The 23,540-nt window shown below is 70.6% G+C and carries 25 protein-coding genes; 10 read left to right on the forward strand and 15 right to left on the reverse strand.

Annotated elements, in window-relative coordinates; translation table 11 throughout:
- Positions 1-55: 55 nt before the first annotated feature.
- From ACFYZ8_RS17460 to ACFYZ8_RS17475, 4 genes are all read right to left on the reverse strand, one after another.
- The gene (locus tag ACFYZ8_RS17460) at positions 56-1,018 is read right to left on the reverse strand and encodes an electron transfer flavoprotein subunit alpha/FixB family protein (protein WP_359028336.1); all 963 of its coding nucleotides are present in this window, start codon (positions 1,016-1,018) and stop codon (positions 56-58) included.
- A 72-nt stretch (positions 1,019-1,090) separates the two neighbouring features.
- Positions 1,091-1,879 (reverse strand): electron transfer flavoprotein subunit beta/FixA family protein, encoded by a 789-nt coding sequence (locus tag ACFYZ8_RS17465; RefSeq protein ID WP_388530539.1) that lies wholly within the window; start codon positions 1,877-1,879, stop codon positions 1,091-1,093.
- Positions 1,880-2,104: 225 nt separating this feature from the next.
- The gene (locus tag ACFYZ8_RS17470) at positions 2,105-2,614 is read right to left on the reverse strand and encodes a flavin reductase family protein (RefSeq protein WP_359028334.1); all 510 of its coding nucleotides are present in this window, start codon (positions 2,612-2,614) and stop codon (positions 2,105-2,107) included.
- Between the two features lie 208 nt (positions 2,615-2,822).
- Positions 2,823-3,236: a TlpA family protein disulfide reductase gene (locus tag ACFYZ8_RS17475; RefSeq protein ID WP_388532075.1), complete on the reverse strand. Its 414-nt coding sequence runs from the start codon at positions 3,234-3,236 to the stop codon at positions 2,823-2,825.
- Between the two features lie 75 nt (positions 3,237-3,311).
- On the opposite strand from ACFYZ8_RS17475, the gene ACFYZ8_RS17480 reads away from it, so the two are divergent.
- Positions 3,312-3,728 (forward strand): DUF4395 domain-containing protein, encoded by a 417-nt coding sequence (locus ACFYZ8_RS17480; protein ID WP_359028333.1) that lies wholly within the window; start codon positions 3,312-3,314, stop codon positions 3,726-3,728.
- Between the two features lie 183 nt (positions 3,729-3,911).
- Positions 3,912-4,640, forward strand: coding sequence for a lysophospholipid acyltransferase family protein (locus ACFYZ8_RS17485; RefSeq protein ID WP_359028332.1), 729 nt, complete (start codon positions 3,912-3,914; stop codon positions 4,638-4,640).
- Between the two features lie 81 nt (positions 4,641-4,721).
- On the opposite strand, the gene ACFYZ8_RS17490 is transcribed toward ACFYZ8_RS17485, so the two are convergent.
- The 6 genes from ACFYZ8_RS17490 to ACFYZ8_RS17515 form a co-directional block, all read right to left on the reverse strand.
- The gene (locus ACFYZ8_RS17490; protein WP_388530536.1) at positions 4,722-5,309 is read right to left on the reverse strand and encodes a transglutaminase domain-containing protein; all 588 of its coding nucleotides are present in this window, start codon (positions 5,307-5,309) and stop codon (positions 4,722-4,724) included.
- Between the two features lie 61 nt (positions 5,310-5,370).
- On the reverse strand, positions 5,371-5,883 hold the full coding sequence (locus ACFYZ8_RS17495) for a GNAT family N-acetyltransferase (RefSeq protein ID WP_388530533.1): 513 nt from the start codon (positions 5,881-5,883) through the stop codon (positions 5,371-5,373).
- A 67-nt stretch (positions 5,884-5,950) separates the two neighbouring features.
- The gene (locus ACFYZ8_RS17500; RefSeq protein ID WP_388530530.1) at positions 5,951-6,106 is read right to left on the reverse strand and encodes a hypothetical protein; all 156 of its coding nucleotides are present in this window, start codon (positions 6,104-6,106) and stop codon (positions 5,951-5,953) included.
- Between the two features lie 92 nt (positions 6,107-6,198).
- A complete protein-coding gene (locus tag ACFYZ8_RS17505; RefSeq protein WP_388530527.1) occupies positions 6,199-7,272 on the reverse strand; it encodes a threonine aldolase family protein in 1,074 nt (357 codons plus the stop codon).
- The gene (locus ACFYZ8_RS17510; RefSeq protein WP_359028328.1) at positions 7,269-8,018 is read right to left on the reverse strand and encodes an SDR family oxidoreductase; all 750 of its coding nucleotides are present in this window, start codon (positions 8,016-8,018) and stop codon (positions 7,269-7,271) included. The genes ACFYZ8_RS17505 and ACFYZ8_RS17510 overlap by 4 nt, the downstream gene beginning before the upstream one ends.
- Positions 8,019-8,053: 35 nt before the next feature.
- Positions 8,054-9,451, reverse strand: coding sequence for a DUF6421 family protein (locus ACFYZ8_RS17515; protein WP_359028327.1), 1,398 nt, complete (start codon positions 9,449-9,451; stop codon positions 8,054-8,056).
- A gap of 271 nt (positions 9,452-9,722) precedes the next feature.
- Between ACFYZ8_RS17515 and ACFYZ8_RS17520 the strand changes: the two genes are divergently transcribed.
- On the forward strand, positions 9,723-10,406 hold the full coding sequence (locus ACFYZ8_RS17520; RefSeq protein ID WP_359028326.1) for a glycerophosphodiester phosphodiesterase family protein: 684 nt from the start codon (positions 9,723-9,725) through the stop codon (positions 10,404-10,406).
- Between the two features lie 24 nt (positions 10,407-10,430).
- On the opposite strand, the gene ACFYZ8_RS17525 is transcribed toward ACFYZ8_RS17520, so the two are convergent.
- On the reverse strand, positions 10,431-10,967 hold the full coding sequence (locus ACFYZ8_RS17525; protein WP_359028325.1) for a GNAT family N-acetyltransferase: 537 nt from the start codon (positions 10,965-10,967) through the stop codon (positions 10,431-10,433).
- A gap of 71 nt (positions 10,968-11,038) precedes the next feature.
- On the opposite strand from ACFYZ8_RS17525, the gene ACFYZ8_RS17530 reads away from it, so the two are divergent.
- The 3 genes from ACFYZ8_RS17530 to ACFYZ8_RS17540 all read left to right on the forward strand — a co-directional run bounded on the left by ACFYZ8_RS17530 (position 11,039) and on the right by ACFYZ8_RS17540 (position 14,021).
- On the forward strand, positions 11,039-11,431 hold the full coding sequence (locus tag ACFYZ8_RS17530; RefSeq protein WP_359028324.1) for a glyoxalase superfamily protein: 393 nt from the start codon (positions 11,039-11,041) through the stop codon (positions 11,429-11,431).
- Between the two features lie 106 nt (positions 11,432-11,537).
- Positions 11,538-12,860 (forward strand): diacylglycerol/lipid kinase family protein, encoded by a 1,323-nt coding sequence (locus ACFYZ8_RS17535; protein ID WP_388530302.1) that lies wholly within the window; start codon positions 11,538-11,540, stop codon positions 12,858-12,860.
- Between the two features lie 105 nt (positions 12,861-12,965).
- Entirely contained in the window at positions 12,966-14,021 is a 1,056-nt protein-coding gene (locus ACFYZ8_RS17540) for an aldo/keto reductase (protein WP_388530300.1), read from the forward strand.
- Here the strand turns inward: ACFYZ8_RS17540 and ACFYZ8_RS17545 are convergent.
- The 3 genes from ACFYZ8_RS17545 to ACFYZ8_RS17555 form a co-directional block, all read right to left on the reverse strand.
- Entirely contained in the window at positions 14,018-16,621 is a 2,604-nt protein-coding gene (locus ACFYZ8_RS17545) for a cellulosome protein (protein ID WP_388530297.1), read from the reverse strand. The two genes, ACFYZ8_RS17540 and ACFYZ8_RS17545, sit on opposite strands and share 4 nt — an antisense overlap.
- Before the next feature lie 124 nt (positions 16,622-16,745).
- Complete coding sequence (locus ACFYZ8_RS17550; protein WP_359028320.1) at positions 16,746-17,282, reverse strand: MarR family transcriptional regulator; 537 nt, start codon at positions 17,280-17,282, stop codon at positions 16,746-16,748.
- Entirely contained in the window at positions 17,279-18,892 is a 1,614-nt protein-coding gene (locus tag ACFYZ8_RS17555; protein ID WP_388530293.1) for an FUSC family protein, read from the reverse strand. Before ACFYZ8_RS17555 ends, ACFYZ8_RS17550 begins: the two co-directional genes overlap by 4 nt.
- Positions 18,893-19,052: 160 nt before the next feature.
- On the opposite strand from ACFYZ8_RS17555, the gene ACFYZ8_RS17560 reads away from it, so the two are divergent.
- From ACFYZ8_RS17560 to ACFYZ8_RS17575, 4 genes are all read left to right on the forward strand, one after another.
- Positions 19,053-19,583, forward strand: coding sequence for a DUF5134 domain-containing protein (locus ACFYZ8_RS17560; RefSeq protein ID WP_359028318.1), 531 nt, complete (start codon positions 19,053-19,055; stop codon positions 19,581-19,583).
- Between the two features lie 143 nt (positions 19,584-19,726).
- On the forward strand, positions 19,727-20,398 hold the full coding sequence (locus tag ACFYZ8_RS17565) for a phosphatase PAP2 family protein (protein ID WP_388530290.1): 672 nt from the start codon (positions 19,727-19,729) through the stop codon (positions 20,396-20,398).
- A gap of 56 nt (positions 20,399-20,454) precedes the next feature.
- Entirely contained in the window at positions 20,455-21,147 is a 693-nt protein-coding gene (locus tag ACFYZ8_RS17570) for an HAD-IA family hydrolase (RefSeq protein WP_359028316.1), read from the forward strand.
- Positions 21,148-21,373: 226 nt separating this feature from the next.
- Entirely contained in the window at positions 21,374-22,048 is a 675-nt protein-coding gene (locus tag ACFYZ8_RS17575) for a helix-turn-helix domain-containing protein (RefSeq protein ID WP_359028315.1), read from the forward strand.
- Here ACFYZ8_RS17575 and ACFYZ8_RS17580 read toward each other — a convergent pair.
- A complete protein-coding gene (locus ACFYZ8_RS17580) occupies positions 22,036-23,538 on the reverse strand; it encodes an LVIVD repeat-containing protein (RefSeq protein ID WP_388530286.1) in 1,503 nt (500 codons plus the stop codon). The genes ACFYZ8_RS17575 and ACFYZ8_RS17580 overlap by 13 nt on opposite strands.
- Positions 23,539-23,540 lie beyond the last annotated feature (2 nt).

Genomic DNA, 23,540 nt, shown 5'->3' on the forward strand with positions numbered 1-23,540 from the left:
GAGGCCCCCGCGACCGCCGGAGCGGTCGCGGGGGCCTCGTACACCCGGAGCGGGATCAGCCCTTGCGGGTGTTGATCTCCTCGGTGAGGGCGGGGACGACGTCGAAGAGGTCGCCGACGACGCCGTAGTCGACGAGGTCGAAGATCGGGGCCTCGGCGTCCTTGTTGATCGCCACGATCGTCTTCGAGGTCTGCATGCCCGCGCGGTGCTGGATCGCGCCGGAGATGCCGTTGGCGATGTACAGCTGCGGCGAGACGGACTTGCCGGTCTGGCCGACCTGGTTGGTGTGCGGGTACCAGCCCGCGTCCACCGCGGCACGCGAGGCGCCGACAGCCGCGCCGAGGGAGTCGGCGAGGGCCTCGATGATCGCGAAGTTCTCGGCACCGTTGACACCGCGGCCGCCGGAGACCACGATCGCGGCCTCGGTCAGCTCCGGACGCCCGGTCGACTCGCGCGGGGTGCGGCCGGTGACCTTGGTGCCGGTCGCCAGCGCGGAGAAGGTCACGCTCAGCTCGGCGACCGCACCGGCGGCCGGGGCGGCCTCCACGGCGGCGGAGTTGGGCTTGACCGTGATCACCGGGGTGCCCTTGCTCACACGGGACTTGGTGGTGAAGGAGGCGGCGAACACCGACTGGGTGGCCACCGGGCCCTCGTCACCGGCCTCCAGGTCGACGGCGTCGGTGATGATGCCGGAGCCGATGCGCAGCGCCAGCCGGGCGGCGATCTCCTTGCCCTCGGCGGATGAGGGGACCAGCACGGCGGCCGGGGAGACCTCGGCGACCGCGGCCTGCAGCGCGTCGACCTTGGGTACGACGAGGTAGTCGGCGTACTCGGAGGCGTCGTGGGTGAGGACCTTGACGGCGCCGTGCTCGGCGAGCGTGGCGGCGGTGTCGGCGGCGCCGTTGCCCAGCGCGACGGCGACGGGCTCGCCGATACGGCGGGCCAGGGTCAGCAGCTCCAGGGTGGGCTTGCGGACGGCACCGTCCACGTGGTCGACGTAGACGAGAACTTCAGCCATGGGAATGCTCTCCTGCGGATTGCGAAGGCTTAAGGGGCGGTAAGGGGGTTGAGCCTCAGCGGGCCAGAACCCTCAGATGAACTTCTGGCTCGCGAGGTACTCGGCGAGCTGCTTGCCGCCCTCGCCCTCGTCCTTGACGATCGTGCCGGCCGTGCGGGCCGGGCGCTCCGTGGCGGAGTCGACCGTGGTGTAGGCACCCTCCAGGCCGACCTGCTCGGCCTCCAGGTCCAGGTCGGACAGGTCCCAGGACTCCACCGGCTTCTTCTTGGCGGCCATGATCCCCTTGAAGGAGGGGTAACGCGCCTCGCCCGACTGGTCCGTGACCGAGACCACGGCCGGCAGGGAGGCCTCCAGCTGCTCCGAGGCGGCGTCGCCGTCACGGCGGCCCTTGACGGTGCCGTCCTCGAGGGAGACCTCGGAGAGCAGCGTGATCTGCGGGACGCCCAGGCGCTCGGCCAGCAGGGCCGGGACGACGCCCATGGTGCCGTCGGTGGAGGCCAGACCGGAGATCACCAGGTCGTAGCCGGCCTTCTCGATGGCCTTGGCCAGCACCAGGGAGGTGCCGATGGCGTCGGTGCCGTGCAGGTCGTCGTCCTCGACGTGGATGGCCTTGTCGGCGCCCATGGACAGGGCCTTGCGGAGCGCGTCCTTGGCGTCCTCGGGGCCGACGGTCAGGACCGTGACCTCGACGTCGTCGTCGGAGTTCTCCGAGATCTGCAGCGCCTGCTCGACCGCGTACTCGTCCAGTTCGGAGAGCAGACCGTCCACGTCGTCCCGGTCGACGGTCAGGTCATCGGCGAAGTGCCGGTCGCCGGTGGCGTCGGGCACGTACTTCACAGTGACAACGATCCTCAAGCTCACGCCGGCTCTCCTACTGCATCGTCATTTTCGGCTGCCTCTTGCAGGCAGCATAGGCGCCCCAAGCGGCCGATCCCGGTCGGGGCGGGCTGCGCTCCGACCGCAATATTACTCACCAGTACATCCAGTTCATGCCCGCTAAGCAAGCGCTTTGAACTGTGACCTTTGCAACGCAGCGTAATCGGAACTCGACGGCCCCGCACAACAGCGGAAGAGCAGATGAGCCGATCAGTCGCGCAGACCGTTGAAGCGGCCCTGGTGGTAGACCAGCGGGCGGCCGGCGCCGGCGGGGTCACCGAGCCGTACCTCGGCCAGCACGATGCGGTGATCACCGGCGGGCACGCGCGCGTGCACCCGGCACACCATCCAGGCGAGCACGCCGTCGAGGACGGGGACACCTTCGGGGCCCTCGCTCCAGGAGGTGGGCGCGCCGAAGCGGTCGGCCCCGCTGCGGGCGAAGGTGGCCGCCAGCTCCTCCTGGTGCTCGCCGAGTATGTGCACCCCCACGTGGTCGGCCCGGGATATCGCGGGCCAGCTGGAGGCGCCCGTGCCGATCCCGAAGGACAGCATGGGCGGTTCGGCGGAGACCGAGGCGAGGGAGGTGGCGGTGAAGCCGACCGGGCCGCCGTCACCCCTCGCGGTGATCACGGCGACTCCCGCGGCGTGCCGCCGGAAGACGGAGCGCAGGAGGTCGGGAGAGGCGAGGCGGGGGCCGCCGAGGTCGGACGTGGCCGTCATGCGGTGTTCCTTCTGCGAGGAGTGTCGAGCGGGACCGTGGCTGCTCAACAGGCCGGACAGCGCGCGCTCGCGGTGCGGGCCAGATCGACGTGGACCCGCCCGAACAGAAGGAGTTCCGTAGGCATACGGTCAGGCTGACGATACGTGCGGTACGCAGTCAAGTACGTTCCGGCATATGGGAGATGCCTCACCGTGGGCGCGCCCGGGGTCAAACCGCCTCCCCGATCGCCGCGATGACGTCCGCCTTGCGCGGCTGGCCGGTGGCCCGCCGTACGACCCGGCCGTCGGCGTCGAGGACCAGCACGGTCGGCGTCTTGAGGATGTCGAGTTCGCGGACCAGGTCGAGGTTCTTCTCCGCGTCGATCTCGACATGCGCCACGCCCGGCACCATGCCGGCGACCTCCCCCAGCACCCGCCGTGTTGCCCGGCAGGGCGCGCAGAAGGCGCTGGAGAACTGGACGAGCGTGGCGCGCTCGCCGAGATCCTCGCCCAGCTCGGCCGCACCGAGCCTCTTGCCGTCGTCGCGCCCGCGCACCCGCACTCTCCCGCTCCGCCGCCGTTGCAGCACTCCATACGCGCTCGCCGCCGCGAGCACCGCCACGCACACCACAAGTCCGGTCATCACCTGCACAAGCATTCACGAGACTGCAAAGATTCCCGCCTCCCCCTGGTCTGCCCGTTGCGGAATGCTTGATTCATGGACATTGACGTACGAGGACCGCGCTTCGGCGCGGCCGTGACGACCGTCGTTCTGGCGGCCGTCCTGATCACGGGCAGCGTCTGGTTGCTGGCCTGGCAGACGCTGGCGTTCGCGCTGGGCGCGGCGGGCGGGGTGGGCCGCTCGCCGTACGGCTGGCTGTTCCGCAGGGCCGTACGACCGCGAATCGGGCCGCCGACCGAGTTCGAGGCGCCGGAACCGCCGAGGTTCGCGCAGGCGGTGGGCCTCGCCTTCGCGGGCCTGGGGCTCGTGGGGTACGGAATCGGGCCGGAGTGGCTCGGACTCACCGCTACCGGAGCGGCGCTCGCGGCGGCGTTCCTCAATGCCGCATTCGGGTACTGCCTCGGCTGCGAGATGTACCTGCTCGTGCGGCGGGTGACGGTACGCGCGGAGTAAAGACGGCTTAAAACCCCGAGGTGGATCAAGAGAGGGACGTGACGAGAATCTCTCCCTGGGCGGGCACCAGGACTGGCTCCCCGTCCGTTCTTCGGGCACGATCTGCGAGATGCCGTAAACCTACGGCTGCGTAACTTAATGCCGGGAGCTTCCCAGGCAGAGCAGGAAGGGCTCACCCCGCCCATGGCAGAGCTTGTCTACCGTCCCGTCGTCGGATTCGCCCAGGCACTGTTCAAGGCCTGGGACCTCAAGATCGACTGCAAGGGTTCGGAGAACATCCCGCGCTCGGGCGGCGCCGTACTGGTGAGCAACCACATCAGCTACCTGGACTTCGTCTTCAACGGCCTGGCCGCGCTCCCGCAGAAGCGTCTCGTGCGCTTCATGGCGAAGGAGTCCGTCTTCCGTCACAAGATCTCGGGTCCGCTGATGCGCGGGATGAAGCACATCCCGGTCGACCGCAAGCAGGGCGAGACGGCGTACGCGCACGCTCTGGAGTCGCTGCGGTCGGGCGAGATCGTCGGGGTCTTCCCGGAGGCGACCATCTCGCAGTCGTTCACCCTGAAGAGCTTCAAGTCGGGTGCGGCGCGGATGGCGCAGGAGGCGGGCGTCCCCCTGATCCCGATGGCCGTGTGGGGCACGCAGCGCCTGTGGACCAAGGGGCACCCCCGCAACTTCAAGCGCAGCCACATCCCGGTCACCATCCGGGTCGGGGAGGCGATCGAGGCCTCCCGGGACAAGTACGCCGGAGCCATCACGCGGCAGGTCCGGGAGCGGGTCAACGAGCTCCTGGAAGCCGCTCAGCGCGCCTACCCGGTGCGGCCGAAGGGGCCGGACGACACGTGGTGGATGCCGGCGCATCTCGGCGGGACGGCGCCCACGCCGGAAGCGGTGCGGGAGGCCGAGACACGGTAGTCGGTCGAACTTCTCCCGCGGTTCGGTCGGTCCGGTGGCCGCCCTCTCCATGTCCCGCGTCGGCGTCGGCGCCAGTCTCTCCTACAGGAAGCCGCCCGAGAGTTCGGTGGGGAGCGTGTTCCAGAGGTGCGGCCCGTCGGGTGCGGCCTTGAGGGCGCTCAGGACGGCCGGGTGGGGTTCTGCGTACAGGACCGGGTAGTCCCTCTCGTCGGACTCCGGTGCGGGCGTGGAGGCCAGCCGCTCGCCGTCCAGGGAGAACTGGGCGTCCACGCCGGGCTTGTTGCCGCGGGGGTCCTGGCGGTGCCAGGCGCCGTTGAACCGCACGGCGACCAGGCCGTGCACCACGTTGAACTTCTGGTAGCAGAGCGCGGTCGGGATGTCCTCGGCACGCAGCAGGGCGGCCAGCGCGTGGGCCTTGGCGTAACAGATGCCGGTGCCCTGCTCCAGGACGTCGGAGGCCCGCCAGGTGACGCGGAGGTCTCCGGAGTCCTGGGAGTGCGGGATGGTGTCGCGGACGAACTCGAAGGCGAGCCGCGCATAGGCATACGAGTCGACCGCTTCCCGGGCGAGACGTGCGGCCGTCTCCCTCACCACCGGGTGATCGTGGTTGATGACCTCGTCTGCGACCAAGTAAGCGGAAAGGTCGGGGGTGTTCTGGATCAGCTCCATGCCCGCAGAGCATAGGAAGACGATCACCCGTGAGTCAATTATTTTACGATGCTCGGTATATTTATGCGGAGTAGCAGTGGATGGTCACCACCTGGTCCGCGCTCCACCGCTGCCCGACCGTGGCGAGCCTTGTCCAGCCCAGTCGTTCGTACAGGGCCGCGGCGGCGGTGTCGGAGGCGACGACGTCCAGCACCGGGTGCAGGCCGCGCTGCCGCGCCTCCTCCACTGCCCGCCCCATCAGCAGGGCGCCGATCCCGTGCCCTCTCGCCTGCGGGGCGACGAACAACCGGCCGACCACGGCGGCCTGTTCCCCGCTCGTGCCGTTGCGCTCGCTCCACAGGACCGGGGCCAGATCGCCCTCACCGGCGCGACAGAGGCTCACATGGCCCGCCACCCGACCGTCCAGATCGGCGACCCAGCTCCCCAGCACGGCCTCCCGCGCCAGCCACTCGCCGGGCCGGGCGGGCCAGTTCACCGGATAACCGTCGCGGTGATGGACCTCCGCCAAGGCCCGCACGCAGGCCTCGACGTCGTCATCGGTCCTCGGCCGGACCCGCAGTTTCGTCCCATCCACACCGGCATGCAAGCACAGGCGGCCTCCGGCCCGGCCCGCGTGCCACCAACGCGCCGGGCCGGCACATCTAGCGCGCCATCTCCTCCTTGAGCACCCCCACAAAGGCATCCACATCGTCCTCGGCCGTGTCGAAGGGCACATCCAGCGGACCACGCCCGCGGCCGCCCAGAAGCGGATCACGCCGACGCAGCGCCGCCGCACGGCATCGCCTGATCGACACCACTCCACACGTCTCCCCCGCCGGGCCGGACACCACCGGACCCCCTCACCCCGGCCAGCACACACCCCAGCCGCCCCCGGCCCGCCGACCATGCCTCAGCGCGCCATCTCCTCCTTCAACGCCGCCACAAAGGCATCCACATCGTCCTCGGTCGTGTCGAAGGCGCACATCCAGCGGACCACGCCCGCGGCCTCGTCCCAGAAGTAGAAGCGGAAGCGCTTCTGGAGGCGCTCGCTCACGTCGTGCGGGAGCTTGGCGAAGACGCCGTTGGCCTGGACCGGGTACAGGATCTCGACGCCGTGGACGGCTCGGACGCCCTCGGCCAGGCGCTGGGCCATCTCGTTGGCGTGGCGGGCGTTGCGCAGCCACAGGTCCTTGGCGAGCAGGGCCTCCAACTGCACCGATACGAAACGCATCTTGGAGGCCAGCTGCATGGACAGCTTGCGCAGGTGCTTCATGTGGGAGACGGCGTCCTGGTTGATGACCACGACCGCCTCGCCGAACAGCGCGCCGTTCTTCGTGCCGCCCAGGGAGAGGATGTCGACGCCGACCGCGTTGGTGAACGTCCGCATGGGCACGTCGAGGGAGGCGGCCGCGTTGGCTATGCGGGAGCCGTCCAGGTGGACCTTCATCCCGTGCGCGTGGGCGTGGTCGCAGATCGCGCGGATCTCGTCCGGTGTGTAGAGCGTGCCGAGTTCCGTGGACTGGGTGATCGAGACGACCTGCGGCATCGCGCGGTGCTCGTCGTCCCAGCCGTAGGCCTGCCTGTCGATCAGGTCGGGCGTGAGCTTGCCGTCCGGGGTGGGCACGGTGAGCAGCTTGAGGCCGCCCATCCGCTCGGGGGCACCGCCCTCGTCGACGTTGATGTGCGCGCTCTCGGCGCAGATCACCGCGCCCCAGCGGTCGGTGACCGCCTGGAGCGCGACGACGTTGGCGCCGGTGCCGTTGAAGACCGGGAACGCCTCCGCCGTGGCCCCGAAGTGGCTGCGGATGATCCCCTGGAGGTTCTCGGTGTAGTCGTCCTCGCCGTACGCGACCTGGTGCCCGCCGTTGGCCAGGGCCAGGGCGGCGAGCACCTCCGGGTGGGCCCCGGCGTAGTTGTCGCTGGCGAAGCCGCGGACGTCCGGGTCGTGATGGCGTCGAGCCTGCGTAAAGGCGGTCGGGTTCACGGCTTCTCGGTGAGCCACAGACGGTTTCCGTTCACTTCGGCGGCGGGCTTGTCCCAGACATCGACGATGGCCTCGGCCAGATCCTTGACGTCCGTGAAGCCCGCGAACTTCGCGTTGGGCCGCTCGGCGCGCATGGCCTCGTGCACCAGTGCCTTCACCACCAGGATCGCAGCCGCGGACCTCGGCCCGTCGGCGCCCCCGGCCTTGCGGAAGGCGTCGGCGAGAGCGAGCGTCCAGGCCTCGGCGGCGGCCTTGGCGGCGGCGTACGAGGCGTTGCCCGCGGTGGGCTTCGTCGCGCCGGCCGCGCTGATCAGGAGGTAGCGGCCGCGCTCGCTGCGCTGCAAACCCTCGTAGAACGCGAGGGAGGTGTGCTGCACGGTGCGGATGAGCAGCAGCTCCAGGAAGTCCCAGTCGTCCAGGCTCGACTTGATGAAGGTCTCGCTGCCGCGCCAGCCGCCGACGAGGTGGACCAGGCCGTCGACCCGGCCGAAGTCCTTCTCGATGTGCGCGGCCCAGTCGCGGGTGGACTCCAGGTCGAGCAGGTCGACCGGCTCGCCGGTGACCGTGGCGCCGCCCGAGGCGTAGCGTGCCGCGTCCACGGCCTCCGCGAGCCGCTCCGGGTCGTTGTCCGCGCCGACGACGGTCGCGCCCGCCTCGGCCAGCCGCAGCAGTGCCGCGCGGCCCGCGGGCCCGCCCGCACCGGCCACCGCGATCACCGCACCGTCGAGAGCTCCGTTCCCCACCATGCGCTTCGCCTCCTGAGCTGTTGTGGTGCGGTCGCTCACGCGGCGACCCGCTCGGCACTCTCCGCCGTGATGCCCCGCGTGGAGGCGATCACGTTCTTCAGTTTCTTGGAGAGGGCCTCATAGAACATGCTCAGCGGAAACTCGTCCGGAAGCACGTCATCGACGAGTTTCCGGGGCGGCTGGGACAGGTCGAGGGCGTCCGGGCCCTTGGCCCACTTGGAGCCCGGGTGCGGAGCGAGATACTGGGAGACCAGGTCGTAGGCGGCGAACCAGTGGACGAGCTTCGGGCGGTCGATCCCGGCCCGGTACAGGTCCTCGATCTCGCCGCACAGCTGGTTGGTGACCTGCGGGGCCCGCTGCCAGTCGATGAACAGCTTGTTGTCGGTCCAGCGCACGACATCGTGCTTGTGCAGGTAGGCGAAGAGGAGCTGGCCGCCGAGGCCGTCGTAGTTGCGGACCCGCTCACCGGTGACCGGGAAGCGGAACATGCGGTCGAAGAGGACCGCGTACTGCACGTCACGGGCCTGCGGGACGCCGTCCTCCTGGAGCTTCACGGCCTCCTTGAAGGCGGTGAGGTCGCAGCGCAGTTCTTCGAGGCCGTACATCCAGAACGGCTGGCGCTGCTTGATCATGAACGGGTCGAAGGGCAGGTCGCCGTGGCTGTGGGTGCGGTCGTGGACCATGTCCCACAGGACGAAGGCCTCCTCGCAGCGCTTCTGGTCGTGGACCATCGCGGCGATGTCCTCGGGCAGCTCGAGGCCGAGGATGTCGACGGCCGCGTCGGTGACCCGGCGGAAGCGGGCGGCCTCGCGGTCGCAGAAGATACCGCCCCAGGAGAATCGTTCCGGCGCCTCGCGCACGGCGATGGTCTCGGGGAAGAGGACGGCCGAGTTGGTGTCGTAGCCGGCCGTGAAGTCCTCGAACTTGATGCCGCAGAACAGCGGGTTGTCGTAGCGGGTGCGCTCCAGCTCGGCCAGCCAGTCGGGCCAGACCATGCGCAGCACGACCGCCTCCAGGTTGCGGTCGGGGTTGCCGTTCTGCGTGTACATCGGGAAGACGACCAGGTGCTGGAGGCCGTCCGCGCGGTTCGCGGCGGGCTGGAAGGCCAGCAGGGAGTCGAGGAAGTCGGGCACCTCGAAGCCGCCCTCGGACCAGCGCAGGAGGTCCTTGACGAGCGCGCCGTGGTAGTCCGCGTCGTGCGGCAGCAGGGGCGACAGCTCCTGCACCGCGTCGACGACACGCCGTACCGCCGCCTCGGCGTCCCCGCGCGCGGGTGCGCTCTCGGCCTCGAAGTCGATCGACCCGTCCTTGGACTGCCATGGCCGGATCCGCTCCACGGCATCCTTGAGCACGGGCCATGCCGGGTGCTCCACCACCCTGGTCACCGGAGGAACCTGGTCCCCCGAAGCCGCCTGCACAAGAATTTCCGTCATGTCCCATCCTCCACGGGAGAAGCTCGCGTATGGAGACCGTATACATACGAGCTTCCACCCAGCAAGAGCGGTTACGGGAAGTTATCCTGCCGACCCCAATGGTCACCGAACTTTTTCCTGTCGCGTGCCATGAACACCGTGATTCCGGGTAAGAGATACCGCTCCCCCACACGTCACCGCGATCCCTCGTGTACGCACGGGTCCATCACGCGGCGTAGCCGTTAGGCTGCGGCTCTGCACCGAGCCGCCGTCGACGGAAGCGAGTTGAACCTTGAACTTCCTTACCATCGGTCATCGCGGAGTCATGGGTACCGAACCCGAGAACACCCTCCGTTCCTTCGTCGCCGCCCAGCAGGCCGGCCTCGACGTCATCGAACTCGATCTGCATCTGAGCAAGGACGGCGCCCTCGTCGTCATGCACGACACCGACGTGGACCGCACGACCGACGGAACCGGCCCGATCGCCGAGAAGACCCTCTCCGAACTGCGCGCCCTGGACGCGGGGCGCGGGGAGCGCGTCCCGGTGTTCGAGGAGGTGCTGGACGCGGTGCGGTCGCCGCTCCAGGCCGAGATCAAGGACATCGCGGCGGCCCGGGCGCTGGCCGAGGTCATGATCCGGCGGGATCTGGTCTCCCGGGTGGAGGTGTCCTCGTTCCACGACGAGGCGATCGCCGAGATCGGCCGGCTGGTCCCCGGCGTCCGGACCGCGCTGATCGGCAGCCGCTTCGGCCCCGACATCGTCGAGCGCGCCGTCGAGGCGGGTGCGGGGACGGTCTGTCTGAACATCCGCCGGCTGACCCTGGAGGTCGTGGAGGCGGCCCGCAAGGCGGACCTGAAGATCATCGGCTGGGTGGTGAACACCCAGGACCATCTGCGGCTGGTACGCGCCCTGGAGCTGGACGGCGCGACGACCGACTACCCGCAGATCAAGCGCACCGGCCGCTTCACCGCGTGAGCCGCCTCAGCCGCGGCAGGAACGTCACACCAGCGACTTGACCAGCAGCTCGAACTGCAGGTCGTCGCGCTGCGGAACACCGAAGCGCTCGTCGCCGTACGGGAAGGGCGTCATCTTTCCCGTACGGCGGTAGCCGCGCCGCTCGTACCAGGCGATGAGGTCGTCGCGCACGGAGATCACGGTCATGTGCATCTCGGTGACGCCCCAGGTCTCCCGGGCGATCCGCTCCGCCTCCGCGATGATCACCTTGCCGAGACCGCCGCCCTGGAGCGCGGGGCTGACCGCGAACATCCCGAAGTAGGCGTAGGTGCCCCGGTGTTCGAGCTGGCAGCAGGCGACGACCTGCCCGTCCCGCTCCACCGTCAGCAACCGGCTGTCGGGCGACTTGATGACCGCCAGCACACCCTCCGGGTCCGTCCGCTGCCCCTCCAGGATGTCCGCCTCGGTGGTCCACCCGGCCCGGCTGTCGTCCCCGCGGTAGGCCGACTCGACCAGCGCGACCAGCGTGTCCACGTCGGCGTCGGTGGCGTCACGGAAGGTGAGGCCGGCGGTGGTCTCCATGGGGCGTATCTCCACTTCAGGGGCACGACACGGGCACGGTCGAGAGTAGCGCCCCCGATAGGCTCGCCCGCATGGTGCACGTACTGAGCGGCCGCGTCCTGCTGCGGCCCACGGATCCGGAGCGTTCCCGAGTCTTCTACGGCGATCAGCTGGGCCTCGCGGTGTACCGCGAGTTCGGCACGGGGCCGGAGCGGGGCACCGTCTACTTCCTCGGCGGCGGGTTCCTGGAGCTGTCGGGACGCTCCGAGGCTCCGCCGGCCGCGGATGTCCGGCTGTGGCTCCAGGTCGCGGACGTGACCGCGGCGCACGAGGAACTGCTGGCCAAGGGAGTCGAGATCGTGCGGCCGCCGGTGAAGGAGCCGTGGGGGCTGGTCGAGATGTGGGTGGCGGACCCCGACGGCACGCCGATCGTGCTGGTGGAGGTACCGGCGGACCATCCGATCCGGTACCGGCCCGGCATCTGACCCCGCCGTCACCCGTCGGCATCACACCTGGTACCGGCCGTTTCGACGACTTGGATATGCTCCGCCGGCCCCCGTCGCCCGAGGGCGTCGAGCAGTGGAGGAGCACATGAGCGTGGACGTGAACGCCCCGGCCTTTCGCAGACAGCGGTGGGCGGCCAGGACTTCCCTGGGGGCGGCCGCCCTCGCGGTGCTGCTCCCCCTCGCGTACGGCGGTCTCGGCGGCGTTCTGCTGCTGGCGGCCGGGCTCGCGGGCGCGGCCGTCACCGCGGCGGCGGTGTGGTGGACGCTGACGCGGCGCGGCCCGGAGCGCTGGCTGGCGGCGGGGCTCGCGGTCGTCGTCCCCGCCCTCGTCCTCGTCCTCTTCGTGGTCACCCTGGGCTGGGTGCTCGTGCTGTCGCCGGTGCTGTGGAGCGTGGCCGTGTGGAGCGGGCGCTACGCGCTGCGCAGCACCGGCACCCGTCCGAAGCGTATGAAGGAGCACCGGGCGCGGTCCGTGCGGCGGCCCTTCCTGATCATGAATCCCCGCTCCGGAGGCGGGAAGGTCGAGCGGTTCGGGCTGCGCGAGAAGGCCGAACGGCTGGGGGCGCGGGTCGTTCTGCTCGACCCGGAGAAGAACCAGGACGTGACCGCGCTGGCACAGGCGGCCGTGGCGGACGGCGCGGACCTGCTCGGCGTCGCGGGCGGCGACGGCACCCAGGCGCTGGTCGCCGCCGTCGCCGCCGAACACGACCTGCCGTTCCTCGTCGTCTCCGCCGGTACCCGCAACCACTTCGCCTTGGACCTCGGCCTCGACCGCACCGACCCCGCGGCCTGCCTCGACGCGCTCACCGACGGGGTCGAACTCCGGGTGGATCTCGGCTTCGTCGCGGACCACCCGTTCGTCAACAACGCCTCCTTCGGCGCGTACGCGGCGGTCGTGCAGAGTCCTGCCTACCGTGACGACAAGATCGGCACCACCCTGGAACTCCTGCCCGATCTGCTCACCCGGCAGCGCGGCCCGCGGCTGACCGCGCGGATCGACGCCGTCACCATCGACGGCCCGCAGGCCGTCCTGGTGAGCAACAACGCCTACCGCACCGGCGACCCGGTGGGCCTCGGCCGCCGCGAGCGGCTCGACTCCGGGCTGCTCGGCATCCTCGGCGTCAGGGTGGACAGCGCGGCCGAGGCGGCGGCGCTGCTGCTCGACCCCGATCCGGAGGGCCTCACGGTTCTGTCCGCGCGCGAGGTGGTCGTCTCCGCCGACCAGCCGGAGATCGAGGTCGGCGTCGACGGCGAGGCCCTGGTCCTGCCCGCCCCGGTGCACTGCCGTATCGCCCCCGGAGCGCTCCGCGTCCGCGTCCCGAGGAAACGTCCGGGCGTGCCGACGGCCCAACCCCGCCTGAACTGGCGCCGGTTGCGCAAGCTGGCGGCGCCGGCCGGGCGGGGCTGAAGCGGACCGTCGGCCGCGGGGCCGCCGTCCCGGAAGCGGCTTGCGTTGAAGTGCGCTCCAGCTTCTACCGTCGTGCGCACGACCTGCCTGAAGGGGGAACTGATCGTGCGGTACACACTGTTCGGCAAGACCGGTCTGCGCGTGAGCGAGCTCAGCCTCGGCACGATGGTCATGGGCGAGAATCCCGCCTACGGCTCCGACAAGGAGACCAGCGCCAGGCTTCTCGACGCCTACGCCGACGCGGGAGGCAATTTCGTCGACACGGCCAACAACTACTCAGGCGGCACCTCGGAGCGCATCCTCGGTGAACTGCTCGACGGGCGGCGCGAGGAGTTCGTGCTGGCCAGCAAGTTCACGTGCGGGACCCGTGCGGGGGACGTCAACTCGGCCGGCAACCACCGCAAGAACCTCGTGCAGTCGGTGGAGGCGAGCCTCGGGCGGCTGCGCACCGACCGGCTGGACATCCTGTGGGTGCACGCCCGGGACAACTTCACGCCGGTCGAGGAGGTCATGCGGGCGCTCGACGACCTCGTACGCACGGGCAAGGTGCTCTACGTCGGGGTCTCGGACTGGCCCGCCTGGGAGATCGCCCAGGCCAACACCCTTGCGGAGTTGCGGGGTTGGACCGCCTTCGCGGGCTCGCAGTTGCACTACAACCTGCTGGAGCGCACTCCGGAGCGTGAACTGCTCCCCCAGGCACGGGCGTTCGGCCAGGCGGTGCTGGCGTGGTCGCCGCTGGCGGGCGGGAAGCTGACCGGCAAGTACCGGCGGGGTGAGACCGGTCGCCTGGACACCTGGGGCGGCGACAAGCCGAGCCCGCAGGAGGAGCAGGTCGTCACGGCCGTCGTGGAGATCGCCGAACAGGGCGGCTGGAGCCCGGCCCAGGTGGCGCTCGCCTGGCTGCTCGGCCGACCCGGCAACGTCGTCCCCATCGTCGCGGCCACCAGGGAGAGTCAGCTCGCCGACAACCTGGGCAGCGTCGACGTCCGTCTCGACGCCGACGCTGTCGCCCGTCTGGACGAGGTGAGTGCGGTGCCGCTCGGTTTCCCGCACGACTTCGTACGGGAGCCGGCCATCGTCAGGAACATCTACGGCGACCGCTGGCAGGCCATCGACGACCGGCGCTCGGGGTACCGGCGCACCGCGACCGACGTGCTCTAGAGGGGACGCGCATCGGCCTCCGCGGGGGCGATCGGGGTCACCGTGACCCGGTCGATCACGGGGGCGTAGGCGGAACGCCGGCCGAACTCGTTCCTGGTGTCGCCGCCGAAGTCGGGGAGTTGGTCGGCGGTGAAGGTGAGCGTGTTGAGACCCGGGCGCAGGGTGACGGGTACGGACAGGTTCCAGAAGTTGTTGAAGTGGAAGGTGGTCGGGAACAGGACGCGCTGTGCGGGGGCTCCGTTGACGGAGACGTCGGCGTGGCGGCAGACCGGGTCCGGGTTGTAGTGCGTGGAGGGGGGCTGCTCGCCGTTGGAGTAGCGGATCGTCAGCGCGTGCCGTCCGGCGCGGTCCGCCGTGACCGTCAGGGCGAGGGCGTTCGCGGACCCGGCGCCGACCCCCTCGACCGCCTTGCCGCCCGTGGCGTACGGGTATCCGGTCACCCTCGCCGCGCCGGTCAGGACGCCCTCCTCGGCCGCGTACTCGGTGGCGGGCAACAGACCGCGCGAGGGCGCGATCCGCAGCCGGTCCACGATCAGCCGGTCCGAAGTGCCGGTGACCGTGACTCTGTTGACGCCCCCGGCCAGGAAGAGGGGTACGGCGCCCCGCTCGACGCGCCCGATCTCCTCACCGTTGACGCTCAACACGCCTTCTCCGGGCCCGAGTACGTCGACGGTCACGGAGGCCTCGCCGTCGTCGGCCGCGTGCACCCAGAAGGTGACGGTGCCGCCCCGCGGGAGCACCGCGACTGCGGGCCCCGACGCGCCGCGGTGCGCGTGGCTGACCCGGGCGCCACCGCGGAGGTCCGCGAACTCGGCGTCGTACAGGGCGGTTTCGTCCTCCTCCCGCAGCACGAGGTCCAGCTTGTCGACGCACGCGTCGCCCTTGGTCACGCCGAGGTCGGGGTCCTGGGCCGCGAGGGTGATCCGGTGGCGGCCCGCGGAGAGTTCCACCCGGGTGTCGGTGTGTCCCCACACCGCCGGCTTGTAGCCGAGCGGCAGCCGCAGTTCGCGCGGGTCCTCGCCGTCGACGCGCAGGAAGACGTTGGTGGGTCCCTGCTCGCGCACCAGGTCGGCGAGGTTGTGGGAGCCCGCGAAGACCACGAGGTCGTACGTCCCGTCCTGCGGGACCTCGACGTCGAAGGCGAGCACGCCGTCGGAGCCGGTGCGCAGTCCGCCCACGTGGTAGCCGCCGGAGGTCGCGAACCGGTCCACGGCGGACGGGGAACCCTCGGGCCCGTTCTTCGAGTAACCGCCGCCCGTGTAGGTGGCGTCCTCGGCCTCGTAGGTCTGCTTCCAGCGCACCGAGGGCGGCAGGAGCACGGCTCCGTGGCCGCCCGGCGACAGGATCACCTGGTAGGCGGACATGGCGTTCAGTCCCTCCGGACTCAGCGTCACCTTGCCGTCCGAGACAGGGAGTTCCTCGTCCAGCAGGCGCAAAGGCTCTGCGCTCGGGCCCACTTGGCCCGTCCACGGAATCTCGGTGAGCCGTACGTGGACGACGGATCCGAACACCTCGGCGTCCAGGCCTTCGAACACGATGTCCGCCGTAGCGTCCGCTCCCCCGAACAGCGCCCTGGCCTGGCGCTTGTCGCGGTCGAGAGTGGCGATGCCCTGCAGCGTGTACTGCTCGTTGGGGTGCGGGGCGAGAACGCGGACGGTATTTCCGCTCAGCTGTCCGTAGGCGTTGTACAGCCACCACTGGCCGTTGGCCTTGTTGGCCTCCACCGCCGAGTCGTTGAGGTTGCCGGCGATGTTCCAGTAGGCCAGGTCGGCGTCGACCTTCGACTCCTCTATCGCGGCGATCCACTGGATCATCTGGCCGGGGACGGAGACGTGGTAGTTGTGCGCGTACTCGTTGATGTTGACGGGGAGCGGGCCGATACCCAACTCCCTTTCCAGTTCCCGGTACTTGGCGATGTTGGTGCGGACCTCGGCGGGCGAGGACAGCTCGTGCCAGGTGACGATGTCGGGCAGCACGTCGTGCGCCTTCGCGAACTCCAGGAAGCCCCGGACCTCGGGGTACAGGACGCAGGTGTTGGGTCCGGCCACGCGCGCGTCCGGGTCGAGCTCCTTGATGAGGTGGTGGGCGGCTTCCCAGGCGGCGAAGTAGTGGTCCGGTTCGCTCCGCCAGGAGACCCGGTCGTAGCTCCACTCCCCGTCGCCGAACATGTTGCCTTCGGGCTCGTTGAACGGCACATAGACGATGTGGGACCTCAACTCCCCCAGTGTCAGGACCTGTTCGACCTGGCGGCGGATCACGTCCAGGTGCCCGGCGAGCCGCTCCTCACCGGTGGCGCCCGGCCACTCGTACGGGAACCCCCGGTAGAAGTCGGGCAGATAGACGTAGACGTCCTTGCCGCCCGCCGCGACGAAGGGCGGCAGGATCTCCAGGGCGTCGCCGCCGGGGTGCTGGACGCCGTCCTGGGCCTTGGTCGTCACCGTGCGCGGGTACATCCCCTCGACCACCACACGGCTGGGCACGCCGTCACCGTAGAGGCCGTAGAGCGTGCCGCTCGCCCCTCCGTGGAAGGGGCCGGTCTCGGTGCCGAGGTCGATGGTGAGCTTCTCGCGGGCGGGACCTTCGGCAGCCACGGCATCCATCCTTCGTTCGATATTCCGTACGACGGTCGATGCTCCGTACCGACCTGGACGAACGTAAGAAGCGCGGGTGGACCGCGTCAACAGGCGGCGGGGGGCGAATTTTCCGAAACCGCAGGTCGGGGCGTCAGACGCGCACGCCCAGGCTGCCCTCCAGGCGGCCGAGCAACTCCCCCAGCCGGGCGGCGAGTTCCTCCCGCGCCTCGGGGGTCAGGACGGCGAGCACGGCCGTCTCGTAGGCCAGTTGCTCGGGCAGGATCCCGTCGACCAGGTCACGGCCGGCGTCGGTGAGCCGGACGTGGGCGACGCGCCGGTCGCGGGTGTCGCCCCGGCGCTCCACCAGGCCCCGTTCGGTCAGCTGCTTGAGGCGCTTGGTGACGGCGGCGCCGGAGGAGAAGGTCTCACGGGCCAGGTCGCCGGGGGTCAGCTCGTGGCCGGTGCGGCGCAGCGCGCCCAGCAGGTCGAACTCGGGGCGGCTGAGCCCGGCCCGGCGCAAGGGGGCGTCCTCGGCCTGCTGGAGGAGGGCGGCGCAGCGGTTGACACGGCCGATGATCTCCATTGGGCCGGTGTCGAGGCCGGGGTGGACGGTCTGCCACTGCCGGACGACGGCGGCGACGGTGTCGTTTCTCGTGGGGTCCGCCGGTCGGCCGTTCGGTGCCGTCATGGACGTACGTCCTCCGCTCTGTGGTGCCGGATCGTCGCGGCGAGCGTACGGTGTGCGGCCTGTTCGGCGCGCACCACCCTCTCCTGCGGCAGGGCGCGCTGCCACCATTCGCCGGACGCCGCCTCGACGGTCGTGCGCAGGTCGACCAGGGCGGCGGCGAGGGCGCGGCGGGCGGAGTCCAGGGCGCCGGGCGCGGGGTGCGGTTCGGCCAGGATGCGGGCGGTGTGTTCCCGGGCGCGCTCGACGGCCGTCAGCGACAGCTCGACATGATCGCCCGCGCGCCGGTTCGTGACGGCGACGGCGGCGACGAAGCCGACCAGCGCCCCGACGAGGGTGTCCCCGATCCGCTCGGCGATCAGCCGGCCCGGCTCCTGGTGTCCGGCGAACTCGGTGATGAGCAGGGCCATCGGGGTGACGCAGATGCTGCCGAGCCAGTAGTTGCGGGCGATGAGTGCCTCGGCGCCGAAGTTGAAGGCGAGGCAGCACAGGACGAGCGCGGCGGGCCCGAGGTGGGCGAGCGGGACGACGGCGGCGAACACCAGCACCCCGACGAGGTTGCCGACGATCCGCTGGACGCCCCGGCTCCAGGTGAGGGTGACGTTGGCCTGGTAGAGGGAGGCCGCGGTGACCAGGGCCCAGTAGGGGCGGCCGACGCCGAGCGCGAGGGAGGCGTAACCGGCCAGGGCGCAGCCCAGGGCGGTGCGTACGGCGAGGGGGGCGAGCATGCGCCACACCGGGTGGGCGGGGGTGGTGAGTTCGATCTCCACGCCGAGGAGTTCGTCGTCGTCCGGCGCCTGCGGGACCGGTGCCGTGCCGCGCAGTTCGCGGGCCCAGGCGCGCAGGCGGTCCGGGTCCGCGTCGGCCGGGGCGGCCAGGGCGACCTCGGCGCGGACGACGAGGCGTGCGAGGGCGCGCCGGGTCCCGGAGCGGGCGCCGGCCGACAGGAGGGTCTGCCAGGCGGCCTGGACGGCGGCGTGCGCGGCTCCGCTCGCTTGCGAGCGCGGGTTCTCCGCGTACGTGGCAGCCGTATGCAGGGCGCGGGCGGTGGCCCTCCGTTCCGGGCCGTGCGGCCGGAGCAGGCCGGGCGCCATGCCGACCAGCCAGGCCCAGGCGCCCGCCGCGAGGGCCAGGACGAGGTGGCCGGGGACCTGGGCGAGGGTCTGCGGGGCGAACAGGGAGGCGGAGCTGATGAAGGTGAGGACGACATGGCCCGGCGGGCCGATCCGGGTCGCGTCGCAGAGCGTCTTCTGCACGGCGGCCACCAGCGCGCCGACGGTGACCAGCACCACCGCGCTGCCGGTGAGGGAGGCGGCGACCAGGCCGACGCCGAGGCCGGCGACCATGCCGAGCACCACCCAGGCCAGCGCTCGGGCCCGGGCGGCGTAGGGCCGGTTGTGGGCGTACAGCGCGCACAGGGACCCGGCCATGGTGTACATCGCCAGATCGAGCCGGCCGAGGGCCAGCAGGGCCAGGTTGGGCGGGGCGACCGCGACCACCACGCTCAGGGCGGGCTTGAACCAGATGTCGGAGGGCCTGCCGAGGCTCAGCACGCCGGCCAGCGGAAGTCGGCGTACACGGGGAGTGCCGGAACGGGGGGTCGCACTGCTCATGGGTCAACACTTTAACAGGTGTTTTACCTGTAAACGATATCCGGGCCCTCCCCCTGACCTGCTGTGCTCCGTCGCACGCTCCCCGCGTACACCCTTGCGCTCGATTGCGCGCCGCGTGGCCCGGGCATGCCTTGGCCGACCGTCGAGCGGGGAGGTGGGCGTGCACGGACCGGCTTCGCCCGGCTGGCTGCTGGTGGCGCTCTGCGCGGCGACCGGGGCGTACTGCCTGCTGCGGATGCGCAGCAGCGTCGAGGAACAGCGCCGGACCGCGGGCGGCGAGGCGCTGATGGGCTTCGGGATGGCCGCGATGGCCGTACCGGCCGCGGTGTTCACGCCCCCGTCGTGGGCCTGGCCGCTGTGCGCGGCGGTGTTCGGCGGGGCCGCGCTGCGCGCGCTGTGGGCGGCGCGCACGAGCACCCATCATCTGCACCACCTGGTGGGAGCCGGGGCCATGGTCTACATGGCCGTGGTGATGGCGGCCTCTCCCGGGCACCACGGCGGTTCGGGTGTCCCCGCGGTGACGGGCGTCCTGCTCCTCTACTTCGTGGGATACGTCCTGCTGTCCGGCGCCCGCCTGATACCGGCGACCGCGGGTGCCGGCAGCGTCGGCTGGGGCGACCGGCCCGAACTCTCGCGCGCGTGCCGCCTGTCGATGGGCATCGCGATGGTGGCCATGCTGCTGACGCTCTGACCGCCGCGACCCTGCCGGTCGAGCTCCCCTGTCACGCATCGGTGCATACACCCGTGGAGGACAGGGAACCCGGCAACGGACCGTCCAGCCCACCCACGCCCCGGAATTCGCCTCAAGCCACACAAGTCGGCGAGGATCGCACCATGCACACCCCGTCCGTCGACTCTCCGCCCCGTCCGCCGGAGCACCGGACCGCGGCCCGCGCGACCGGGGCCCTCGCCCTGTGCTCGCTGCTGCTGCTCGTGCTGGTCGTGGTCAAGTGGCATCCGCTGCTCAGCGTGGACGGCGACATCGCCGACACCACCCATGGCTGGGCGGTCGACGAGCCGGCGCTCACGCACGTCTTCCGCATCCTCACCGACTGGATCTGGGATCCCTGGGCGATGCGCCTCCTGGCCGCGGTCGCGGCAATCTGGCTGGTGTGGCGCCGCAACGCCCGCTGGACCGCCGTATGGCTGGTGGTCACATGTGCGCTGGGCACACTGATCCAGCAGGTCCTGAAGTCCGCGGTCGGCCGCGCACGCCCCGTCTGGCCCGATCCCGTCGACACCGCCCACTTCGCGGCCTACCCCTCGGGCCACGCCCTGACGGCCACGGTCGTCTGCGGCCTCCTCCTGTGGCTCCTCCACCACTACGGCGCCGGCCGCGCCCTGTGGCTCACAGCCCTGACCCTCGCCGTGATCTCCGTCGTGGGCGTCGGCCTCACCCGCATCTGGCTGGGCGTCCACTGGCCCTCGGACGTGCTCGGCGGCTGGCTGCTGGGCGCGATGCTCGTGACCCTCGCGGTGACGGTCCACCAGCGGTACCGGCCGTGAAGGACGGCTGCCACCTGGCTGTCCGCGGGCTGGAACGCGGGCCGTAAGATCATCGTATGGCTGCCGTCCTCTTCGACTTCTCGGGAACCCTCTTCCGGATCGAGTCCACCGAGTCCTGGTTGCGGGCCGTCCTCGACGAGGCGGGACTCTCCCTCGACGAGGCCGAGTTGACGAGGGCCGCGCGGGAGCTGGAGAAGGTGGGGGCGCTGCCCGGCGGTGTGGCGCCCCGGGTGCCGATGCCGGACGAGCTGGCCGCTGTGTGGGGAGTCCGGGACGAGAGCGCCGAGCTGCACCGGGCCGCGTACACCGGACTCTCCCGGCTCGTCCCGCTGCCGGATCCCGCCCTGCACGACGCGTTGTACGAGCGGCACATGCTCCCCGCCGCCTGGCAGCCGTACCCCGATGCCGCCGAGGTGCTGCGCACACTGCGCGAGCGCGGGATCAAGGTGGGCGTCGTCAGCAACATCGGCTGGGACCTGCGCCCGGTCTTCCGTGCACACGGCCTCGATCCGTACGTCGACGCGTATGTGCTGTCGTACGAACACGGCGTCCAGAAACCGGACCCGCGACTCTTCAAGACCGCATGCACGGCGCTGGGCGTCGGGCCCCGGGACGTCCTGATGGTCGGCGACGACCGGCGGGCGGACGGCGGCGCGGCGGCCCTTGGCTGTGCGGTCCACTTCGTGGATCATCTGCCGGCGGCGGAGCGGCCCGACGCGCTGCGGACGGTCCTCGGCCTGGTGGACTGAAGCCCGGGACCGACGCCTGGAATCGACGCCAAAAAAGTGGCTGAAAACCGGGTGGCCGCCCCGTTGGAAGGTCGCCTGAGGACACCATTGGGGCGTGTGCTCGCCCACCCTGGACGATCCCCCGCGTCGCCCAGAGCAGGCGGCAGCCCCGACCAGGCCTTTCGTGAGCCGGTCCGGACGCGTTGAGTATAGTTGGCTGATAGCCAGTCAACGCAGGAGTTTCAGGATGTCCCCGCGCAGCGCCTCGGTCAATGAAGAGTTGCGCCGCCGTTCCCGGGAGCGGCTTCTGCAGGCGGCGCTGGAGCTGGTCTCCGAGCGCGGTTACGAGGCCACGACCCTCGGCGACATCGCGGACCGGGCCGGTTCGGCGCGCGGTCTGGTGTCGTACTACTTCCCCGGCAAGCGCCAGCTCGTGCAGTCCGCCGTGCACCGGCTCATGCACCGCACACTGGAGGAGGCGCTGGAGCGCGAACCGCGCACCGAGGACGGCAGGGAGCGGATGGCCCGGGCCATCGACGCGGTCCTGGGCCTGGCCCGGGACCGGACGGTGCTGATGCGCCAGCACATGGCGGGCCTGCTGGACGGCATCGGTTTCGTGGAGTGCCCCGAGCAGCAGCGCCTCGCCGAACTGCTGCGGGACACGATGGAGCGGCACGGTTCACAGACGGTCGAGACCGACTACCCGATGCTGCGCTCGCAGCTCATGGGCGCGGTGTACGCGATGGTGCTGCCGAACGTCCCGTTGCCGATGACGATCCTGCGCGCCGAGTTGTTCACGCGCTACCGGCTCGACTGGGAGCAGGGCGTCCCGCCGGGCACCGAGGCACCCGACGGGACGTACGACACGGATCTGTCGCGCTTCTTCGAGACGGGCCGGGAGTCCGAGGATCAGTCGAAGTAGTCCGGCTGCGTCTGGACGTTGAGCTCGCCGAGTCGCACCTTCCTGGCCGGGTCCGTGCGCTTGTCACTGAGCTTCAGGACGTCGAAGCCCTTGGCGATGTCGTTCGAGTAGATGTAGCCGTTGTAGTAGTACGCCGACCACGCTCCGCCGGTCTGCATGGTGGCGGTGCTCAGCGGGCCGCGCTCGAAGTAGGCGATCTCCTTGGGCTTCGTGGAGTCGGTGAAGTCCCAGACGGAGACACCGCCCTGATACCAGGCCTGGACCATGATGTCCTTGCCCTTGACCGGGATCAGCGAGCCGTTGTGCGCGACACAGTTCTCGGTGTCGGCCTGGTGGCGGGGGATCTTGAAGTAGCCGCGGAAGACCAGCCTCCGCTTGTCGCCCTTGCCGACGATGTCGTAGATGCCGTCCGCACCGCGGTTCGGACCGATCTGCGCGTTGCAGGTGGCCGCACCGCCGCCGCCCAACTCGTCGGTGAAGACGACCTTGTTCGCCTTCTGGTTGAAGGTCGCCGAGTGCCAGAACGCGAAGTTCACGTTGTCCTGCACCCGGTCGATGACCTTCGGGTGCTCCGGGTCCTTGGTGGAGAACAGGATGCCGTCCCCCATGCAGGCGCCCGCCGCCAGGTCCTTCTCCGGGAGCACCGTGATGTCGTGGCAGCCGGTGGTCTTGGATACGCCCGGGTTGGTGGGCGAACCCGGATTGCCACCGCCGTCGGGACCCTCGCCCGGGAAGAGCACCGGGAAGTTCACGACCGCCGCCTTCTCCGGGGCGTTGCGGGGCACCTTGATGACGGAGATGCCGTCGTGCGGCGGCCGGCAGTCGGGGTAGGTGGCGCTCGGCGAGTACGAGGAGACGTACAGGTAGACGTTCCTGCGCTCCGGCACCAGGGTGTGGGTGTGCGAGCCGCAGGCGGTCTCCACGGCGGCGACGTACTTCGGGTTCCTCTTGTCGCTGATGTCGAAGACCTTCATGCCCTCCCACGACGACTTCTCGGTCGCGGGCTGGGTGGTGCTGTTGCAACTGCTGTCGCTGCGCGAGGAGTCGGTGGAGAGGAACAGCAGGTTCCCGGAGACGGAAATGTCGTTCTGCGAGCCGGGGCACAGCACCTGGGCCACCGTCTTCGGCGCCTTCGGGTTGCTGATGTCGAAGACGCGGAAGCCGTCGTAGTTGCCGGCGAAGGCGTACCTGCCCTGGAAGGCCAGGTCCGAATTGGTGCCGGGCAGTGCGTCCTTGGGGATGTTGACGAGGTGCTCGATGTTGTCGGAGTGGACGATCTCGTCCTGGCCGGGTATCTCGCCGTCGGCGATCGCCGCCTTCACCTCGGCCTCGGTGCTCTTGGACACTCCTTTGCCCGCGGCCGGACCGTCCCCGGGGTCGGGGGTCGCGACGGCCGGACCGGCGGTCAGCAGCGCGGCCAGGAGGCCAGCGGCGGCCGCGGCAACTCCCAGTCGTCTGTGCCGGGTTCGGGACTCTCTCAACAGGATCACTG

Source organism: Streptomyces sp. NPDC001668 (assembly GCF_042893155.1).
Taxonomy (GTDB): domain Bacteria; phylum Actinomycetota; class Actinomycetes; order Streptomycetales; family Streptomycetaceae; genus Streptomyces.

Bases quoted from the DNA above. Each gene is read 5' to 3' on its own strand.
- ACFYZ8_RS17460 (WP_359028336.1), bottom strand. From the start codon at position 1,018: ATGGCTGAAGTTCTCGTCTACGTCGACCACGTGGACGGTGCCGTCCGC.
- ACFYZ8_RS17470 (WP_359028334.1), bottom strand. From the start codon at position 2,614: ATGACGGCCACGTCCGACCTCGGCGGCCCCCGCCTCGCCTCTCCCGAC.
- ACFYZ8_RS17475 (WP_388532075.1), bottom strand. From the start codon at position 3,236: ATGACCGGACTTGTGGTGTGCGTGGCGGTGCTCGCGGCGGCGAGCGCG.
- ACFYZ8_RS17480 (WP_359028333.1), top strand. From the start codon at position 3,312: ATGGACATTGACGTACGAGGACCGCGCTTCGGCGCGGCCGTGACGACC.
- ACFYZ8_RS17485 (WP_359028332.1), top strand. From the start codon at position 3,912: ATGGCAGAGCTTGTCTACCGTCCCGTCGTCGGATTCGCCCAGGCACTG.
- ACFYZ8_RS17490 (WP_388530536.1), bottom strand. From the start codon at position 5,309: ATGGAGCTGATCCAGAACACCCCCGACCTTTCCGCTTACTTGGTCGCA.
- ACFYZ8_RS17510 (WP_359028328.1), bottom strand. From the start codon at position 8,018: ATGGTGGGGAACGGAGCTCTCGACGGTGCGGTGATCGCGGTGGCCGGT.
- ACFYZ8_RS17515 (WP_359028327.1), bottom strand. From the start codon at position 9,451: ATGACGGAAATTCTTGTGCAGGCGGCTTCGGGGGACCAGGTTCCTCCG.
- ACFYZ8_RS17525 (WP_359028325.1), bottom strand. From the start codon at position 10,967: ATGGAGACCACCGCCGGCCTCACCTTCCGTGACGCCACCGACGCCGAC.
- ACFYZ8_RS17530 (WP_359028324.1), top strand. From the start codon at position 11,039: ATGGTGCACGTACTGAGCGGCCGCGTCCTGCTGCGGCCCACGGATCCG.
- ACFYZ8_RS17535 (WP_388530302.1), top strand. From the start codon at position 11,538: ATGAGCGTGGACGTGAACGCCCCGGCCTTTCGCAGACAGCGGTGGGCG.
- ACFYZ8_RS17545 (WP_388530297.1), bottom strand. From the start codon at position 16,621: ATGGATGCCGTGGCTGCCGAAGGTCCCGCCCGCGAGAAGCTCACCATC.
- ACFYZ8_RS17550 (WP_359028320.1), bottom strand. From the start codon at position 17,282: ATGACGGCACCGAACGGCCGACCGGCGGACCCCACGAGAAACGACACC.
- ACFYZ8_RS17555 (WP_388530293.1), bottom strand. From the start codon at position 18,892: ATGAGCAGTGCGACCCCCCGTTCCGGCACTCCCCGTGTACGCCGACTT.
- ACFYZ8_RS17565 (WP_388530290.1), top strand. From the start codon at position 19,727: ATGCACACCCCGTCCGTCGACTCTCCGCCCCGTCCGCCGGAGCACCGG.
- ACFYZ8_RS17570 (WP_359028316.1), top strand. From the start codon at position 20,455: ATGGCTGCCGTCCTCTTCGACTTCTCGGGAACCCTCTTCCGGATCGAG.
- ACFYZ8_RS17575 (WP_359028315.1), top strand. From the start codon at position 21,374: ATGTCCCCGCGCAGCGCCTCGGTCAATGAAGAGTTGCGCCGCCGTTCC.